The following is a 17,413-nucleotide window of genomic DNA, read 5'->3' as shown; positions in this document are numbered from 1 at the left end:
AGAAGAAGGAGAAAACATGAGTCAGCAACCTGTAGTGGCGGTACTGGGATTAGGCGCGATGGGGCACGCATTTGCCGCCAATCTGTTGAAGAAGGGCTTTACCGTGCGCGGCTGGAACCGCACGCGTGCCAAAGGGGAAGATTTGGTGGCCGCAGGCCTGACGCTGAGCGACAGCGCCGCGCAGGCCGTGGAAGGCGCAGAGGTGGTGATTGCCATGCTGGCGGACGGCGCTACCACGCGCGCCACGCTAAACCAGGTGAAAAACGCGCTGCAGCAGGGCGCAACCGTGGCGCAGATGGGCACCATCGGCGTGGAAGAAACCGACGCGCTGATCGCCGGGCTGGTCGCCGCACGGCCGGACGTGGTGTTTATTGATGCGCCGGTTTCCGGTACCAAAGCACCGGCGGAGAACGCGCAGATTCTGGTGATGGCCAGCGGCGACCGGCAGCGCGCCCAGGCGGCGGAGCAGGTGTTTGCCGCGATTGGTAAAGGAACGCAGTGGCTGGGTGCCGCCGGCGCCAGCTCGCGCATGAAGCTGGTGGTGAATAGCTGGCTGATTGGCCTGATGCAGAGCCTCGCCGAAAGCACCCGGCTGGCAGAGCAGTTCGGTTTCACTACCGACGATCTCTGGCAGGTGCTGGAGGGCGGTCCGCTGGCCGCGCCGTACGCCAAAATGAAACTCGGCATGATTGCCAGCGGCGATTTTACGCCGCAGATGCATCTGGTCTGGGCGCTGAAAGATGCCCGGCTGGCGCTGGACGCCGCCGGCGACGCTTCTCTGCCGGCGCTGGAAAACATCGTCGATGTCTGGCAGCAGGCGGTCGATGCCGGTTACGGCGAGCAGGATCTGGCGGCGGTTTATCAGTACCTGAAACGCTAAATGAGCAAGCGGCTCGACTTTGACTTCGCGCAGCGTCCGCTGGTGCCGTATGCGCATGATTACGCGCACGGCGATGCGGAGCCGTGGCACTATCACCACTGCGCGCAGCTGATCCATACCCTGAGCGGCGTGGTGAAAGTGGAAACGCAACACGGCAGCTGGATTGTGCCGCCGAGCCGCGGCGTGTGGCTGCCGGCCGGCACGCGTCATGCGCTGCACATCGTTGGCAGCGTGGCGGCGCGCACGCTGTTTGTCGATCCGCTGGCGCGCGCCGATCTGCCCGCCAGCTGTCAGGTGGTGCAGATATCGCCGCTGCTGCGGGAGCTGATTGTCAGCGCGCTCACGCTGCCGGAGCATTACGCGTCTGGCAGTCGCGCCGAGCGCATTTACGAGCTGATTCTCGATGAAATTCGCGTGATGGATGTGCTGCCGTTTGGCCTGCCACTGCCGCACAGCGACCGGTTGCTGGCGCTGTGCCAGCAGATTCAGCGGACGCCGGGCGAGAGCTGGACGCTGGCGCGCGCGGCGGCGCAGCTGTGTGTGGCGGAGCGGACACTGGCGCGCCATTTCAGTCGCGAAACCGGTTTGCAGTTTAGCGACTGGCTGCGGCGTGCCCGGCTGAGCGTCGCGCTGACCCGGCTGGCACAGGGCGATACGGTGCTGGCCGTGGCGCTCGATCTCGGCTATGACAGCCCGAGCGCCTTCAGCGCCATGTTCCGCCGCGTGCTGGGCGTTACGCCGGCGAACTACTTTCCGGCGGCAGAAAAGCGCCCGCCGCGTTAAGCAATGCCTGCAGCGAGGCGCGCGTCACGTCATTATCAATACCCACGCCCCAGGCGCGTTCGCCGCGTGGCGTAACGCAGCTGATGTAGCACACCGAACGGCTGTCGCTGCGTTTGCCCAGCGTGTGTTCATGATAATCCTCAATGGTTACCGCCAGATCGTAGCGCTGGCGCAGCGCGGCCACCGCCGCTGACAGCAGCCCGTTGCCGCGACCTTCCAGCGTCAGTTGCCGCGCGCCGTGCTGCAGGTGCGCTTTGATCCGCGTCTCGCCCTGATCATCGCTATGGCTCTCCGCCTGCAGCAGGCGGCACAGCGGCTGCTGCAGGCCGTACTGATGACAGAACAGCTGCCACAGCGCGTGGTGCGTCATCTCCTGGCCGTGAGCATCGGTCTGCTGCTGCACGCAGCGGCTGAAATCCTGCTGCAGCCCGCGCGGCAGTTGCAACCCGTGATTTTGCTCCAGCAGCCAGGCGGCACCGCCTTTGCCGGACTGGCTATTCACGCGGATCACCGCTTCATAGCTGCAGCCGATGTCCAGCGGATCGAGCGGCAGATAAGGCATCTGCCAGATCGCTTCGTGACGCGCACTGCGTTCGGCAAAGCCTTTGCGAATCGCATCCTGATGCGAGCCGGAGAAGGCGGTAAACACCAGTTCCCCGGCGTAAGGATGGCGCGGATGCACCGGCAGCTGGTTACAGCGCGTCACCACTTCCAGCACCGCGTGCATGTCGCTAAAGTCCAGCTCAGGCGACACGCCCTGGGTATACAGGTTCAGCGCCAGCGTCACCAGATCGACATTGCCGGTGCGCTCGCCGTTACCAAACAGGCAGCCCTCAACGCGATCGGCCCCGGCCAGCAGCGCCAGCTCGGCGCAGGCGATGCCGGTACCGCGATCGTTATGCGGATGCACGCTGATGGCCACCTGCGAGCGCTGGCTGAAGTGGCGACAGAAATACTCGATCTGGTCGGCATAGACGTTGGGCGTGTTGACTTCCACCGTGGCGGGCAGGTTGATGATCATCGGCCGCTGCGGTCCCGGCTGCCAGATGGCGGCGACCGCTTCACAGATTTCCAGCGCAAACTCCGGCTCGGTAAAGCAGAAAGTTTCCGGCGAGTACTGAAAGGTCCAGCGCGTGGCGGGCTGCGCCGCACAGCGTGCGCGGATTTGCCGCGCGGCGGCGCAGGCCAGCTCGACGATTTCAGCTTTGCTCTGACGAAATACGCGCTCACGGAACAGCGGGGCGGTGGCGTTATACAGATGGACAATCGCCTGCGGCGCGTCACGCAGCGCTGCAAAGGTGCGATCGATTAAATCGCCGCGCGCCTGGGTTAATACCTGAATAGTGACGTCGTGAGGGATGTGCTGCTGTTCAATCAGCAGGCGCACAAAGTCATAATCGGTTTGCGAGGCGGCGGGAAACGCCACTTCAATCTCTTTAAAGCCGCAGCGCAGCAGCAGTTGCCAGAATGCTAATTTGCGCGCGCTGTCCATCGGCGTAGCCAGCGCCTGATTGCCATCGCGCAAATCGGTTGAGAGCCAGCGTGGCGTGCGGGTGATCTGGCGTGACGGCCACTGGCGATCCGCCAGATTGATGACAGGCCACGGGCGATATTTTTCAGCAGGTTGAGTCAGCATGAGGGTCTCCTTGAGGTCTGCCTGTAGTCTGCAGTAACCTGCCGGACGCGGCTCACGCATAGCTGACAACCCGGCGTGCAAAACTGACAGCTGCCGCAGCGATACCCGTCAGTTAAACCCTACTGTGCTTCAATCCCGTGTTTTTTCATCATCGCGCGCAGCTGATGATAAGTGACGCGCAACAGTTCAGCGGCGCGGCGCTGGTTGTATCGCGCCTGTTGCAGACTGGCTTCGACCAGGGCGCACTCCTGCTGGTTTTGCCACTGGCGTAAATCCAGCGGCAGCGCCGGCAGGGCATTTTCACGCTGTTCTGCTTCCGCTTCGGTTACCGCAGGAGCACTGCGTGGCGCAAACGGATTGATGATGATGGTGTCGAGCGCCTGTTCGGTGCTGTGATGACGGTACACCGAGCGCTCCACCACGTTTTTCAGTTCACGCACGTTGCCCGGCCAGCTGTGCTGCAACAGGGTGAGCTGAGCGCGCTCGCTAAAGCCGGGAAACAGCGCCAGGCCCAGCTCGCGGCACATCTGAATGGCAAAATGCTCGGCCATCACCAGGATATCGCTGCGGCGCTCGCGCAGCGGCGGCAGCTGGACAACATCGAACGCCAGGCGATCGAGCAGGTCGGCGCGAAAACGGCCGGCGGCGGCCAATGCTGGCAGATCCTCGTTGGTGGCGCACACCAGCCGCACGTTAACCTGCAGCGACTGATTGCCGCCAACGCGTTCCAGCTGGCCATACTCAATCACGCGCAGCAGTTTCTCCTGCACCAGCATTGGCGCAGTGGCAAGCTCATCCAGAAACAGCGTGCCACCATCGGCGCGCTCAAAGCGGCCAAGGTGGCGCTTCTGGGCGCCGGTAAAGGCACCGGCTTCATGGCCGAACAGCTCGGAATCCAGCAGGTTTTCATTCAGCGCGGCGCAGTTGAGCGAAATAAACGGCCCCTGCCAGCGGTCGGAGAGGTAGTGCAGGCGGCTGGCAATCAGCTCTTTACCGGTACCGCGTTCGCCAGTCACCAGCACCGGTTTCTCCAGCGGCGCCAGTTTCGATACCTGTTCCAGCACCTCTAAAAAGTTATTCGACTCGCCCAGCAGATTGTCTTTACCGTTTGCCATGATGAAATTCACCACTGATTAATTAATTTCACTACCTTAACGGATTGCGCCGCGCGTGTAAAACAGTCAAACCCAGTAAATTCAGCACATTAAAAACTGGCACGCATCTTGTATTAGTCATGAGCGTAAAGACATGACAACCAGAGGAACATCATTATGGGTATTTTTTCTCGTTTCGCCGATATCGTGAACGCTAACATCAACTCGCTGCTGGAGCGTGCCGAAGATCCGCAGAAACTGGTACGCCTGATGATTCAGGAAATGGAAGACACGCTGGTGGAGGTGCGTTCCACCTCGGCCCGCGCGCTGGCAGAAAAGAAACAGTTGCTGCGCCGTATTGAGCAGGCCGAAATTCAGCAGGCGGAATGGCAGGAAAAAGCTGAGCTGGCGCTGAGTAAAGAGAAAGAAGACTTAGCCCGTTCGGCGCTGATTGAGAAACAGAAGCTGACCGACCTGATCGCTGCGCTGCAGCAGGAAGCCAGCCACGTTGAAGAGACGCTGGATCGCATGAAAGGCGAGATTGGCGAGCTGGAGAAAAAACTCAGCGAAACCCGCGCCCGCCAGCAGGCCCTGACGCTGCGTCATCAGGCGGCTTCATCGTCACGCGATGTGCGTCGTCAGCTCGACAGCGGCAAGCTGGATGAGGCAATGGCACGCTTCGAATCTTTTGAGCGCCGCATCGATCACATGGAAGCAGAAGCGGAAAGCCAGCGCTTCGGTAAAAGCAAAACGCTGGACCAGCAGTTTGCCGATCTGAAAGCCGATGACGAAATCAGCCAGCAGCTGGCTGCGCTGAAAGCCAAAATGAACCGCAGCGAGTGATCGCCCCGGGCCTGCTAACGGGCCCGGATTGCCGGGTGTACTGAAAAAGGAGAGTCAATGAGCGCACTATTTCTGGCCATACCGTTAACGATCTTCGTGCTGTTTGTGGCACCGATCTGGTTATGGCTGCACTACAGCAACAAACGCAACGGCGGGGCGCTTTCGTCCGGTGACCTGCAGCGCCTGCAGCAGCTGACGCAGGAAGCGCGCCGCATGCGTGACCGGGTCGAAGCGCTGGAAGCGATTCTCGATGCCGAACACCCGAACTGGAGGCAGCCATGATGAACGGACGCAAACTGTGGCGTATTCCGCAGCAGGGCAAAGTGCGCGGCGTGTGTGCCGGGCTGGCCGAGTACCTGGATATTCCGGTGCGGCTGCTGCGTGTGATTGTGGTGCTGTCGCTGTTTTTCGGTCTGTTTATGATCACCGTGACCGCCTATTTTATCCTCGGCTACGTGCTGGATGAAAAACCGCTGGACGCACCCTCTGAGCGCACACCAACGGCGCGCGAACTGCTGGATGAGCTGGAGAACACCCTTACCGCGGATGAGCGTAACGTACGCGATATCGAGCGTTACGTGACCTCAGAAACCTTCAGCGTACGCAGCCGTTTCCGCCAGATTTAATCCCTGTCGCGGGCCCGTCAGCGGGTCCGCTGCTCTAAGAGAGGCGCTATGCATACGCAACGTTTTACTGCTCTGCGCCGGCGCGCAACGCCTGCGTTGAAGTCGGCGGGAAAATTCATCATCATCAGTGCAGTAACTTATGCGCCCGGCGGCCTGGCCGGCTGGGCAGTGAAATCGGTGGCGCGCCGTCCGCTGCGCCTGTTGCTGGCGGCCGCCCTGGAACCGTTGCTGAGCAAGGCGTTTAACCGCCTGTCGGCACGTTTCATCAGGGAGAGCGATGAAAAGACTGCAAAATGAGTTGATGGGGCTGATGAACCGTGGCGTGGATCGTCATCTGCGCCTCGCCGTCACCGGCCTGAGCCGCAGCGGCAAAACCGCCTTTATCACCTCGCTGGTTAACCAGCTGCTCAATGTCCACAGCGGCGCGCGTCTGCCGCTGTTTTCCGTGGTGCGCGAAGAGCGGCTGCTGGGCGTGAAGCGCGTGCCCCAGCGTGAGCTGGGTACGCCGCGCTTTACCTATGACGAAGGGCTGGCCCAGCTGTACGGCACACCGCCGATGTGGCCAACCCCGACGCGCGGCGTCAGCGAGATGCGCCTGGCGCTGCGCTACCGGCCGGATCAGTCTCTGCTGCGTCATTTCAAAGATACCGCCACCCTTTACCTCGAAATTGTCGATTATCCCGGCGAGTGGCTGCTCGATCTGCCGATGCTGGCGCAGGATTATCTCAGCTGGTCACGCCAGATGGTCGGCCTGCTGCAGGGCGATCGTCAGCAGTGGGCCGCGCGCTGGCACAGCCTGAGCGCCGATCTCGACCCGTTCGCGCCCGCCGATGAAAACCGCCTGGCGGAGATCGCCGCGGCCTGGACCGACTACCTGCATCAGTGCAAAACCGAAGGATTGCACTTCATCCAGCCGGGACGTTTTGTGTTGCCGGGTGACATGGCTGGCGCGCCGGCACTGCAGTTTTTCCCGTGGCCCAACGTCGATGATCAGCAGGCCGGTAAGCTGCTGCAGGCACCGGCCGGCAGCAATTTCGCCATGCTGCAGCAGCGTTTTCACTACTACTGTCAGCATGTGGTGAAAGGGTTTTATAAAAATCACTTCCTGCGCTTCGATCGTCAGATCGTGCTGGTCGATTGCCTGCAGCCGCTCAACAGTGGACCGCAGGCGTTCAATGATATGCGGCTGGCGCTGACCCAGCTGATGCAAAGTTTTCACTATGGTCAGCGCACGCTGTTCCGCCGTCTGTTCTCGCCGGTCATCGATAAGTTGCTGTTTGCCGCCACCAAGGCCGATCACATTACCGCCGATCAGCACGCCAATATGGTGTCGCTGCTGCAGCAGCTGGTACAGGACGCGTGGCAGAACGCCGCGTTTGAAGGCATCAGCATGGATTGTCTGGGGCTGGCGTCGGTACAGGCGACCGAGAGCGGGCTGGTGGATCATCGCGGAGAAAAATTACCGGCGCTGCGCGGTCATCGCCTTGCCGACGGCGAACCGCTGACCTTTTACCCGGGCGAAGTACCGCCGCGCCTGCCGGGCAACAGCTTCTGGCAGCAGCAGGGGTTTCAGTTTGAACAGTTCCGGCCGCAGCAGCTGGATGTCGATCGGCCGTTGCCGCATATCCGCATGGATGCTGCGCTGGAATTTTTACTGGGAGATAAATTGCGATGAGCGATGAAACGCCACTCAAACCACGGATAGATTTTGCCCGCCCGTTGCAGGAGCCTGTGGAGCCGACCCTGCGCGCGGCGCACACCTTTAGCAGCGACGCGCAACAGGGGTTTCTGGTGACGCCTGACGCGGAGCCGCTGGAAGAGGGCGCCGGCGAGAAAGTGGTGGAAGCCGCGCTGCGGCCAAAGCGCAGCCTGTGGCGCAAAATGGTGGGCGTCGGGCTGGGTATCTTTGGCATTAGCGTGGTGGCGCAGGGCGCCCAGTGGCTGCACGATGCCTGGCTGACGCGCGACTGGTTTGCGCTGGGCAGCGGCGTGGCCGGTGGGCTGATTGTCGCCGCCGGCGCGGGCGCGCTGATTGGCGAATGGCGTCGGCTGTATCGTCTGCGTCAGCGGGCGGAAGAGCGGGACGTGGGCCGTGAACTCCTGGCCAGCCACGGTATCGGCAAAGGCCGGGCGTTCTGTGAAAAGCTGGCGCGCCAGGCGCAGTTGGATCAGGCGCATCCGGCACTGCAGCGCTGGCATGCGGCGTTGCACGAAACCCATAACGACCGCGAAATTGTCACGCTGTATGCCCAGCTGGTGCAGCCGGTGCTGGACCGGCAGGCGCGGCGCGAAATCAGCCGCCACGCGGCAGAATCGACGCTGATGATTGCCGTCAGCCCGCTGGCGCTGGTGGACATGGCGTTTATCGCCTGGCGTAACCTGCGGCTGGTGAACCGCATCGCGGCCATCTACGGCATTGAGCTCGGCTACTTCAGTCGCATCCGGCTGTTCCGGCTGGTATTACTGAATATGGCGTTTGCCGGGGCGTCAGAGCTGGTGCGCGAAGTTGGTATGGACTGGATGTCGCAGGACATCGCCGCCCGTCTCTCGGCGCGTGCGGCGCAGGGCATCGGTGCCGGGCTGCTCACCGCCCGACTGGGGATCAAAGCCATGGAATTATGCCGTCCGCTGCCGTGGCTGGTGGAGGACAAACCGCGGCTCGGCGATTTCCGCCGTGAACTGGTGGGACAGCTTAAAGAATCGCTGGCCAAAAGCGGTGATAAAGCAGGTCAGGCTGCTAAATAATCTCACCTTGTCTGCCTTTCACGCTGCCGATGGCGTGAAAGGTAAAATTATCTGTGCTCAGGGTGTTTTCTGGCGGGATTATTGTTGGTTGTTCCGCTACACTTCTCTTCGTCACCTGCATCAGAGTGTCAACTTTTCATGACAGAACCCTTCTGAGGCGCTGCAAGTTAGCGTATTATCTCTAAAATCAAAACCTGACTAAGGCTCATCGCAATGCGTTTGGAAGTTTTCTGCCAGGACCGTATCGGTCTGGCGCGCGAGCTACTCGACCTGCTGGTTGCCCGTAATATTGACCTGCGCGGCATTGAAATTGCCTCGCTGGGCCGCATCTACCTCAACTTTTCTGCACTGGAATTTGACGCATTCAGCAACCTGATGGCGGAGATTCGCCGTACACCGGGCGTGACAGACGTTCGCACCGTGTCTTTCATGCCGTCTGAACGTGAACATCGCGCGCTGAGCGCGCTGCTGGTGGCGATGCCCGAGCCGGTGTTCTCCCTCGACCTGAAAGGTAAAGTCGAACTGGCGAATCCGGCGGCGCAGAACCTGTTTAACCTCGACGAACAGAAGATCCGTAATCAGAACGCCGGCACGCTGATTGCCGGCTTTAATTTCCAGCGCTGGCTGGAGAGTGAACGTGTTGACGCGCAGGCGCAGCATGTGGTGATCCAGGGGCGTGATTTCCTCATGGAAGCGCGCCCGATCTATCTGGCGCAGGAAGATGAGCAGAACGACCAGCCGGTAGGCGCGATGATCACCCTGAAATCCACCGCACGCATGGGGCGGCAGTTGCAGAACCTCAGCGTTACCGATGATTCCGAATTCGATCACATCGTGGCGGTGACGCCGAAAATGCGTCAGGTGATCGACCAGGCGCGCAAGCTGGCGATGCACGATGCGCCGCTGCTGATTGTCGGCGACACCGGCACCGGTAAAGATATGCTGGCGCGCGCCTGCCATCTGCGCAGCGCACGCGGTAAAAAACCGTTCCTGGCGCTCAACTGCGGATCGATCCCGGATGACGTCGCTGAGAGCGAGTTGTTTGGTCACGCGGCGGGCGCGTATCCCAACGCGCTGGAAGGGAAGAAGGGCTTCTTTGAGCAGGCGAACGGCGGCTCGGTGCTGCTGGATGAAATCGGCGAGATGTCGCCGCGCATGCAGACTAAACTGCTGCGCTTCCTGAACGATGGCACCTTCCGCCGCGTCGGCGAGGATCATGAAGTGCACGTGGATGTGCGCGTGATCTGCGCCACGCAAAAGAACCTGATTGAGCTGGTGCAGCGCGGCGAGTTCCGCGAAGACCTGTTCTATCGTCTGAACGTGCTGACGCTGAATCTGCCGCCGCTGCGCGAACGTCCGCTGGATATTCTGCCGCTCACCGAAATGTTTGTGGCGCGCTTCGCCGATGAGCAGGGGCTGCCGCGCCCACGTTTGTCACCGCAGCTGACGCCGTTCCTGACGCGCTATAACTGGCCGGGCAACGTGCGCCAGTTGAAAAATGCGCTGTATCGCGCGCTCACGCAGCTGGAAGGTTATGAACTGCGTCCGCAGGATATCGTGCTGCCGGAGCAGGCGCTGGATGTGTCGCTGGGCGAAGAGGCAATGGAAGGGTCGCTGGATGAAATCACCAGCCGTTTCGAGCGTTCCGTGCTGACTCGTCTCTATCTGTCGTATCCCAGCACGCGTAAACTGGCGAAACGCCTTGGGGTGTCACACACCGCGATCGCCAACAAGCTGCGCGAATATGGCCTCGGCCAGAAACGCAGCGAAGGCGAATAATCCGCGTTCTGCATCAACAAGCCGTCTGTGACAGACGGCTTTTTTATCAGCAGTGACCTTACTTCAGCGCTGCCAGTGCCGCTTCATAGTTCGGCTCTTCGGTGATTTCATTCACCAGCTCGCTGTACAGCACCTTGTCGTTCTCATCCAGCACCACCACCGCGCGGGCGGTCAGGCCTTTCAGCGGGCCATCGGCGATCGCGACGCCGTAATTTTCAATAAATTCTGCACCGCGCAGCGTAGACAGCGTCACTACGTTGTTAACGTTCTCGGCGCCGCAGAAGCGCGACTGCGCAAACGGCAGATCGGCAGAGATGCACAGCACCACGGTGTTGTCAGCTTCGCCAGAACGCTCGTTGAATTTGCGCACCGACGCGGCGCACACGCCGGTATCAATGCTTGGGAAAATGTTCAGAACTTTGCGTTTGCCTGCATACTGAGAAAGGGACACATCACTGAGATCTTTCGCTACCAGGTTGAACGGTTTTGCCTGCTCGCCAGCCTGCGGGAAGTGGCCGGCAACCGGCACCGGATTGCCCTGAAAGTGAACATTCTGCGACATACAATTTCCTTTTAACGATGAAAAATCTGGCGTTAACCCCACCAGAACAGGTATAGCGTTTGTTTATGACATAAATTTTAAGGGTTTACGAGCCTAATTCAACGTGGAGCTGCACCAGCACGTTATGACGTCATGGATTTGAGGAGTCAGTATGAGAACAGTGAAAAGTTATCCGGAAGCCTGGCCGCTGCACTCGCCGTTTGTGATTTCGCGCGGCAGCCGCACCGAGGCGCACGTGGTGGTGGTGGAGATTGAGCAGGATGGCCTCAAAGGGATTGGCGAGGCCACGCCCTATGCGCGCTATGGCGAAAGTGAGGCTTCGGTGCTGCAGCAGATTGCTTCACAGCTCGGTGCGTTACAAAACGGCATGACGCGGGCGGCGCTGCAACAGGCGTTGCCGGCCGGTGCCGCGCGCAACGCGATTGATTGCGCGCTGTGGGATCTGGAGCGCCAGCAGCAGCGCACCAGCCTGGCGGCGCTGTGTGAGGCGGTGCCGGCACAGGAGATCGTCACGGCGCATACCGTCAGCATCGATACGCCAGAAGCGATGGCCAGCAGCGCGCTGGCGCTGTGGCAGCACGGCGCGCGCCTGCTGAAAATTAAGCTGGATAACCATCTGATCAGCGAACGGCTGGTGGCGATCCGCAGTGCGGTGCCGGACGCCACGCTGATCGTCGATGCCAATGAATCCTGGCAGGCAGAAGGGCTGGCGGCGCGCTGCCAGCTGCTGGCGGATTTGCAGGTGGCGATGCTGGAGCAGCCGCTGCCTGCCGCGCAGGATGCGGCGCTGGCCCATTTTATCCATCCGCTACCGATCTGTGCGGATGAGAGCTGCCACACGCGCGACAGTCTGGCAGCCCTGCACGGGCGCTATGACATGGTGAATATCAAACTGGATAAAACCGGTGGGCTGACCGAAGCGCTGGCGCTGGCCACGGCCGCGCGCGCGCAGGGATTTGCCATCATGCTGGGCTGTATGTTGTGTACCTCGCGCGCCATTCGCGCCGCGCTACCGTTAACGCCGCAGGCTACGTTTGCTGACCTCGACGGTCCGACGTGGCTGGCGGCCGATGTGGAACCGTCGCTGCACTTCTCGCACGGCGTGCTTAAGACGACGGCTGCCAGCGCAGCAGGTTGATCATCGCATCGAGATACACCTCGGTGGCTTCGTCCACCGAGGTGGCGGGCATTTCGGCGGTGATGCAGGGCAGACTGAGATCGGCGCACCAGCTGCCAAACGAGCCCGGTGTGGCGTAGCCGACGCTGCTCACCACCGGCAGACCGGTTTGTTCCGCCAGCCAGCTGGCCAGCTGGCTGTGGTGCGGATCGTCAATACAGGCCAGCGGTTCGTGCCAGGAGACGACCCAGCGCGGCCGGATACGATGAATCAGCTGGCACAGTGCGGCGGTTTCCGGCTCTGACGCCGGCGCGTTTCCGGTTGAGAGCAGCACATCGCGCGCGTCGGCCACGCTGTTCCAGCGATAGACGGTATCGCCCGCTTGCCAGTTGGCGGCTGGGAAGTTGCGGTTGAGATCGACACCGTTGACATTGGCGCGCAGCCCGAGCTGGCAGCCGTCCGGATTGACCGCCAGAATCACATGATGACGCCGCAGCGTGTCCGGCAGCGTGCGCATGGCGGCAGAGAGCGTGGCCACCGCCGCGTTTTCATCGCCGTGGGTGCCGGCGATAATCAGTCCGCTGTCCTCGTCGGCCGCCGGTGCTGGAAACCACAGCAGCGGCGCACCCAGCACCGATTGTCCATACTGTTGCCAGACGGCGTCCAGCTTACCGCGCAGCGGGCGCGGGTGGTGTGTCGACATAACCTTCCTCTCTGTCATGCATCGCGTTCAGCCGCAAAAATTGTGAGCTGCCATCCAGCCTCAACATAACGGTAAACAGCAGACGGGGAAATAGCTATTTATCAATCAGCGATTTGCGATAAAGTGCGAAAAGTTGCTGGCGACGCATTGGTTTGGCCGTCGCCCTTTTTTCGGGTCAAGGAGTCGTGATGAAACTAACTTTCCGCACCACGCTGGCCGCGCTCATCATCAGCAGCGCTCTCTCATCCGCCTATGCCGCCAGTGTGCCTGCCGGGGCGCAACTGGCCAGCAGCCAGGAAATCGTGCGCCATATCAAAGATGAACCGGCCTCGCTTGATCCGCTCAAAGCGGTCGGTCTGCCGGAGATTCAGGTGCTACGCGATCTGTTTGAAGGGCTGACTAACCAGGACGCGCAGGGCAAAATCGTGCCGGGCGTTGCGCAGAGCTGGAGCAGCAACGACAACAAAACCTGGCTGTTTACGCTGCGCAAAGATGCGCGCTGGTCCAGCGGTGAACCGGTGACCGCACAGGATTTTGTCTACAGCTGGCAACGTCTGGTCGATCCCAAAAATAGCTCGCCTTTCGCCTGGTTTGCCGCGCTGAGCGGCATTGAGAATGCTGAAGCCATCACCAAAGGGCAGATGAGCCCGGACAAGCTGGGCGTCGTGGCGACCGATGAGACGCATCTGAAGGTGACATTGTCACGTCCACTGCCGTGGTTCCCCAGCATGGTGGCTAACGTGGCGATGTTCCCGGTGCCGCAAAAGGTCATCGCGCAAAACGGCGATGGCTGGACTGCGCCGGGTAAACTGGTGGGCAACGGCGCTTATCAATTGCAGGAGCGCGTAGTTAACGAAAAGATTGTGCTGGTGCGTAACCCGCACTACTGGGATAACGCCCATTCGGTACTGACGAAAGTGACCTTTATTCCCATCAATGAAGAATCCAGCGCCACCAAGCGTTACCGCGCCGGGGATATCGATATCACGGAATCCTTCCCGAAAAATATGTACGGCCTGCTGAAAAAAGAGCTGCCGGGGCAGGTGTATACGCCGGATCAGCTTGGCACCTACTATTACGCGTTTAATACGCAGAAAGGGCCGACGGCGGATGTGCGGGTGCGTAAGGCGCTGTCATGGAGCATTGACCGCCGCATTATCGCGGAAAAAGTGCTGGGCACCGGCGAGAAACCGGCATGGCACTTCACACCAGACGTCACTGCCGGCTTCACGCCGCAGCAGAGCTATCTGCAGCAGCACAGCCAGCAGGAACTGAATGCGCAGGCCAAAGCCCTGCTGACCGCCGCCGGTTACGGCCCGGCTAAACCGCTGCACCTGACGCTGCTGTATAACACCTCTGAAAGTCACCAGAAGATTGCGATTGCGGTGGCCTCGATGTGGAAAAAGAATCTCGGCGTTGACGTGACATTGCAGAACCAGGAGTGGAAAACCTATATCGACAGCCGCAACAGCGGTAATTTCGATGTGATCCGCGCTTCCTGGGTGGGCGATTACAATGAGCCGTCGACCTTCCTCAGCCTGCTGACCGCCAGCCACAGCGGCAATATTTCCCGCTTCAGCAACGCGGAATATGATGCGGTGTTGAGTAAGGCCAGCAATGAAACCAGCGTGGCGGCGCGTAATGCCGATTACAACAAAGCCGAGCAGATCATCGCTGACCAGGCACCGATTGCGCCGATCTACCAGTACACCAACGGGCGGCTGATCAAGCCGTGGGTTAAGGGCTATCCCATCACCAATCCGGAAGACGTTGCCTACAGCCGGGAATTGTGGATTGAGAAGCACTGACGCTGAACCGCCACGGAGGGCGGTGAACGACCCGGTTGCGCTGTCATTTTTACTCACACCCTGGTAATTGCAACTGTCCCGCGCCGCGCTAGACTGTATCGTATTGTTTTTGTTAGTGAGGCGAGTACGTGAACGTCATTGAAGGAAAAGCGCTGCAGGTGTCGGATGCGATTGTCGCCTGCCAGTTCGACGGCAAGGGTGGCGTTATCGCCATTGAAGATAAAGATGTCATCAACTGCGAGCGTCACTGCTGGCTGCACCTGAACTACACCCAGCGGCAAAGCGCCGACTGGTTGCAGCACACGCCGCTGATCCCCGATGCGGTGCGGGATGCGCTGGCCGGTGACAGCATGCGACCGCGCGTGACGCGCCTCGGTGACGGCTTTATGATTGTGCTGCGCAGCGTGAATCATAACGCCGATTCGCGCCCGGACCAGCTGGTGGCGATGCGGGTATTTATCAATGACAAGCTGATTGTTTCTACCCGCCGTCGCAAAGTGTATGCCATTGATGAAGTGCTGACCGATCTGCAAAACGGCAACGGCCCGGTGGACGGCGGCAGCTGGCTGGTGGACGTCTGCGATGCGCTCACCGATCACGCCAGCGAATTCATTGAAGAGATGCACGATAAAATTATCGCGCTGGAAGATGCGCTAATGGATCAGCAGGTCCCGGCGCGCGGTGAACTGGCGCTGCTGCGTAAACAGCTGATCGTGATGCGCCGCTATATGGCGCCGCAGCGTGATGTCTATGCGCGGCTGGCAAGCGAGAAACTGCCGTGGATGAGCGATGACGATCGCCGCCGCATGCAGGATGTTGCGGACCGGCTGGGGCGCGGGCTGGATGACCTCAATGCGGGTGTGGCGCGTACCGGTATTCTGGCGGATGAAGTGGCCTCGCTGCTGGCGGAATCCATGAACCGGCGCACTTACACCATGTCGCTGATGGCGATGATTTTCCTGCCTGCCACGTTTCTCACCGGGCTGTTTGGCGTCAATCTCGGAGGCATTCCCGGTGGCAGCTGGCCGCACGGCTTTACCATGTTCTGCGGGTTGTTACTGGTGATGGTGCTGGGGGTCGCGCTGTGGCTGAAACGCCGCAACTGGCTGTGATGTTACTACGGAGTTATCTGCAGGTCATGAACGGGTAATTGTGGCGGTGTAGGGGAGAAAAGCGGAAAAAACCTGATCGACATCAATAAGCGCATAGCCCAACCGGGGCAAACTCTCTCCCGCAGGTGAATGCAACGTCAAGCGATGGGCGTTGCGCTCCATATTGTCTTACTTCCTTTTTTTGAATTACTGCATAGCACATTTGATTCGTACGACGCCGGCTTATCCGCCGGCTTTTTTTTTGCCGTTTGGCTTGCTGCCGCATCCTTTCCTATGCTTAACAGACATTCAGCGAACAGGAGAACGGCATGCGCATGATTCACGCCAGCGAACCTATCCCGACCGATCCGCCACCGATTCCCGAACCCGTGCCGCAACCGCAGCCGATCCCCGAGCCTGAGCCGCCGCACGATCCTGAATTTCCGCCGATTAGCGATCCTCCGCCGCACCGCTAATAAAAAAGGCGCGTTGCCGGAGCGACGCGCCTTTATGCTGCAAAGTCACCGCGTTATTTAATTTCCAGCACGTCGAGGCGAGCGCTCAGGTCCGGCTGATCGTCCTCGTCAGCCTGCCAGCCGACCGGCTGCGCTGGCAGCGATTCGCGATCGAAACCAATGTCCCCGCCGTCAACCACCGTATCACCATGCTTAATGCCTTTAAAATCAAACAGATTAATATCAGCCATATGTGATGGCACGATGTTCTGCATGGCGCTGAACATGGTTTCAATGCGGCCCGGATAGCGCTTGTCCCAGTCACGCAGCATATCGGCAACCACCTGGCGCTGCAGGTTCGGCTGTGAACCACACAGGTTGCACGGAATGATAGGGTACTGGCGCGCTTCGGCAAACCGCACGATATCTTTTTCGCGGCAGTAGGCCAGCGGGCGAATCACGATATGTTTACCGTCGTCGCTCATCAGTTTTGGCGGCATGCCTTTCATCTTGCCGCCGTAAAACATGTTGAGGAACAGCGTCTGCAGGATGTCATCGCGGTGGTGACCTAAGGCAATCTTGGTGCAGCCCAGTTCAGTAGCGGTACGGTAAAGAATACCGCGACGCAGGCGTGAACAGAGCGAGCAGGTGGTTTTGCCTTCCGGAATTTTTTCTTTAACGATGGAGTAAGTGTCTTCGTTGACGATCTGATACTCCACGCCCAGCGTGTCGAGATAAGCCGGCAGCACGTGTGCCGGGAATCCCGGCTGTTTCTGGTCAAGATTCACCGCCACCAGCGAAAAGTTGACCGGCGCGCTCTGCTGCAGGTTACGCAGAATTTCCAGCATGGTGTAGCTGTCTTTACCGCCGGACAGGCACACCATGATGCGATCGCCTTCCTCAATCATGTTGAAATCCGCAATCGCTTCACCGACGTTACGGCGCAGGCGCTTCTGCAGTTTGTTCAGGTTGTACTGCTCTTTTTTATTAACTTCTTGATGTTCAGACATGAATTTCGGTCTCGGTGATCGCTGGTCAGCTGCGGATGTCGCGTTGATGCGGCCCTCGCCAGGCCTGCATTAACCGTGTCCGCGCACGCTGCGGGTCGCTGCGCTGGCCTTTATGGGTGCCGGCTGACCGCAGTCAGCAGGAAAAGTCTGTGGCGTATGGTACGGATTACAGCGCCAAATTCCAGCACGATTTATGGGTTTGCCGGTGATACGCTCTGTGCGTCGCGCGATCGTGGTCAGAGACCTGTTGCGCTATTCAAAATTTTTAGTTTGTCGCGGAT

At 60.0% G+C, this 17,413-nt stretch carries 18 protein-coding genes; 13 read left to right on the top strand and 5 right to left on the bottom strand.

What is annotated here, in order from left to right; translation table 11 throughout:
• Nucleotides 1–16: 16 nt before the first annotated feature.
• The gene (locus C1Y43_RS01220) at nucleotides 17–880 is read left to right on the top strand and encodes an NAD(P)-dependent oxidoreductase (RefSeq protein ID WP_104186724.1); all 864 of its coding nucleotides are present in this window, start codon (nucleotides 17–19) and stop codon (nucleotides 878–880) included.
• Complete coding sequence (locus C1Y43_RS01215) at nucleotides 881–1,663, top strand: helix-turn-helix transcriptional regulator (RefSeq protein WP_104186722.1); 783 nt, start codon at nucleotides 881–883, stop codon at nucleotides 1,661–1,663.
• Here C1Y43_RS01215 and leuA read toward each other — a convergent pair.
• Nucleotides 1,614–3,299 carry a 2-isopropylmalate synthase gene (gene leuA / locus C1Y43_RS01210; protein WP_104186720.1) on the bottom strand — a complete coding sequence of 562 codons (1,686 nt, stop codon included), beginning with the start codon at nucleotides 3,297–3,299 and terminating at the stop codon, nucleotides 1,614–1,616. The two genes, C1Y43_RS01215 and leuA, sit on opposite strands and share 50 nt — an antisense overlap.
• A gap of 119 nt (nucleotides 3,300–3,418) precedes the next feature.
• A complete protein-coding gene (gene pspF, locus C1Y43_RS01205) occupies nucleotides 3,419–4,414 on the bottom strand; it encodes a phage shock protein operon transcriptional activator (protein WP_058769744.1) in 996 nt (331 codons plus the stop codon).
• A 156-nt stretch (nucleotides 4,415–4,570) separates the two neighbouring features.
• Between pspF and pspA the strand changes: the two genes are divergently transcribed.
• The 7 genes from pspA to tyrR all read left to right on the top strand — a co-directional run bounded on the left by pspA (nucleotide 4,571) and on the right by tyrR (nucleotide 10,386).
• Nucleotides 4,571–5,236: a phage shock protein PspA gene (gene pspA / locus C1Y43_RS01200; RefSeq protein WP_058758491.1), complete on the top strand. Its 666-nt coding sequence runs from the start codon at nucleotides 4,571–4,573 to the stop codon at nucleotides 5,234–5,236.
• A 57-nt stretch (nucleotides 5,237–5,293) separates the two neighbouring features.
• Complete coding sequence (gene pspB, locus C1Y43_RS01195) at nucleotides 5,294–5,518, top strand: envelope stress response membrane protein PspB (RefSeq protein WP_058769745.1); 225 nt, start codon at nucleotides 5,294–5,296, stop codon at nucleotides 5,516–5,518.
• Entirely contained in the window at nucleotides 5,515–5,862 is a 348-nt protein-coding gene (gene pspC, locus C1Y43_RS01190; protein WP_058758492.1) for an envelope stress response membrane protein PspC, read from the top strand. Before pspB ends, pspC begins: the two co-directional genes overlap by 4 nt.
• 48 nt (nucleotides 5,863–5,910) lie before the next feature.
• Complete coding sequence (pspD, locus tag C1Y43_RS01185; RefSeq protein ID WP_058769747.1) at nucleotides 5,911–6,159, top strand: phage shock protein PspD; 249 nt, start codon at nucleotides 5,911–5,913, stop codon at nucleotides 6,157–6,159.
• Nucleotides 6,140–7,537: a YcjX family protein gene (locus C1Y43_RS01180; protein ID WP_058774727.1), complete on the top strand. Its 1,398-nt coding sequence runs from the start codon at nucleotides 6,140–6,142 to the stop codon at nucleotides 7,535–7,537. The genes pspD and C1Y43_RS01180 overlap by 20 nt, the downstream gene beginning before the upstream one ends.
• A complete protein-coding gene (locus tag C1Y43_RS01175; RefSeq protein ID WP_104186719.1) occupies nucleotides 7,534–8,607 on the top strand; it encodes a YcjF family protein in 1,074 nt (357 codons plus the stop codon). The genes C1Y43_RS01180 and C1Y43_RS01175 overlap by 4 nt, the downstream gene beginning before the upstream one ends.
• Before the next feature lie 213 nt (nucleotides 8,608–8,820).
• A complete protein-coding gene (gene tyrR / locus C1Y43_RS01170) occupies nucleotides 8,821–10,386 on the top strand; it encodes a transcriptional regulator TyrR (protein WP_021506133.1) in 1,566 nt (521 codons plus the stop codon).
• Between the two features lie 58 nt (nucleotides 10,387–10,444).
• Here the strand turns inward: tyrR and tpx are convergent, their stop codons facing one another.
• Nucleotides 10,445–10,948, bottom strand: coding sequence for a thiol peroxidase (gene tpx / locus C1Y43_RS01165; RefSeq protein ID WP_058780606.1), 504 nt, complete (start codon nucleotides 10,946–10,948; stop codon nucleotides 10,445–10,447).
• Nucleotides 10,949–11,099: 151 nt separating this feature from the next.
• Between tpx and ycjG the strand changes: the two genes are divergently transcribed.
• Nucleotides 11,100–12,086 (top strand): L-Ala-D/L-Glu epimerase, encoded by a 987-nt coding sequence (gene ycjG / locus C1Y43_RS01160; RefSeq protein WP_021506131.1) that lies wholly within the window; start codon nucleotides 11,100–11,102, stop codon nucleotides 12,084–12,086.
• Here the strand turns inward: ycjG and mpaA are convergent.
• Entirely contained in the window at nucleotides 12,055–12,768 is a 714-nt protein-coding gene (mpaA, locus tag C1Y43_RS01155; RefSeq protein WP_104186717.1) for a murein tripeptide amidase MpaA, read from the bottom strand. The two genes, ycjG and mpaA, sit on opposite strands and share 32 nt — an antisense overlap.
• Before the next feature lie 188 nt (nucleotides 12,769–12,956).
• Between mpaA and C1Y43_RS01150 the strand changes: the two genes are divergently transcribed.
• The 3 genes from C1Y43_RS01150 (at nucleotide 12,957) to C1Y43_RS23875 (ending at nucleotide 16,143) form a co-directional block, all read left to right on the top strand.
• A complete protein-coding gene (locus C1Y43_RS01150; RefSeq protein WP_021506129.1) occupies nucleotides 12,957–14,576 on the top strand; it encodes an ABC transporter substrate-binding protein in 1,620 nt (539 codons plus the stop codon).
• 128 nt (nucleotides 14,577–14,704) lie between these two features.
• Nucleotides 14,705–15,688 carry a zinc transporter ZntB gene (zntB, locus tag C1Y43_RS01145; protein WP_021506128.1) on the top strand — a complete coding sequence of 328 codons (984 nt, stop codon included), beginning with the start codon at nucleotides 14,705–14,707 and terminating at the stop codon, nucleotides 15,686–15,688.
• 308 nt (nucleotides 15,689–15,996) lie between these two features.
• A complete protein-coding gene (locus C1Y43_RS23875; RefSeq protein ID WP_021506127.1) occupies nucleotides 15,997–16,143 on the top strand; it encodes a hypothetical protein in 147 nt (48 codons plus the stop codon).
• Nucleotides 16,144–16,196: 53 nt separating this feature from the next.
• Here C1Y43_RS23875 and ttcA read toward each other — a convergent pair whose 3' ends face one another.
• Nucleotides 16,197–17,132 (bottom strand): tRNA 2-thiocytidine(32) synthetase TtcA, encoded by a 936-nt coding sequence (gene ttcA / locus C1Y43_RS01135; protein WP_104186716.1) that lies wholly within the window; start codon nucleotides 17,130–17,132, stop codon nucleotides 16,197–16,199.
• Nucleotides 17,133–17,413: the final 281 nt, after the last annotated feature.

The sequence above is a fragment of the Pantoea sp. ICBG 828 genome, from assembly GCF_002928355.1.
Classification (GTDB): domain Bacteria; phylum Pseudomonadota; class Gammaproteobacteria; order Enterobacterales; family Enterobacteriaceae; genus Pantoea; species Pantoea dispersa.
This window is presented reverse-complemented; position numbering and strand designations above follow the sequence as displayed.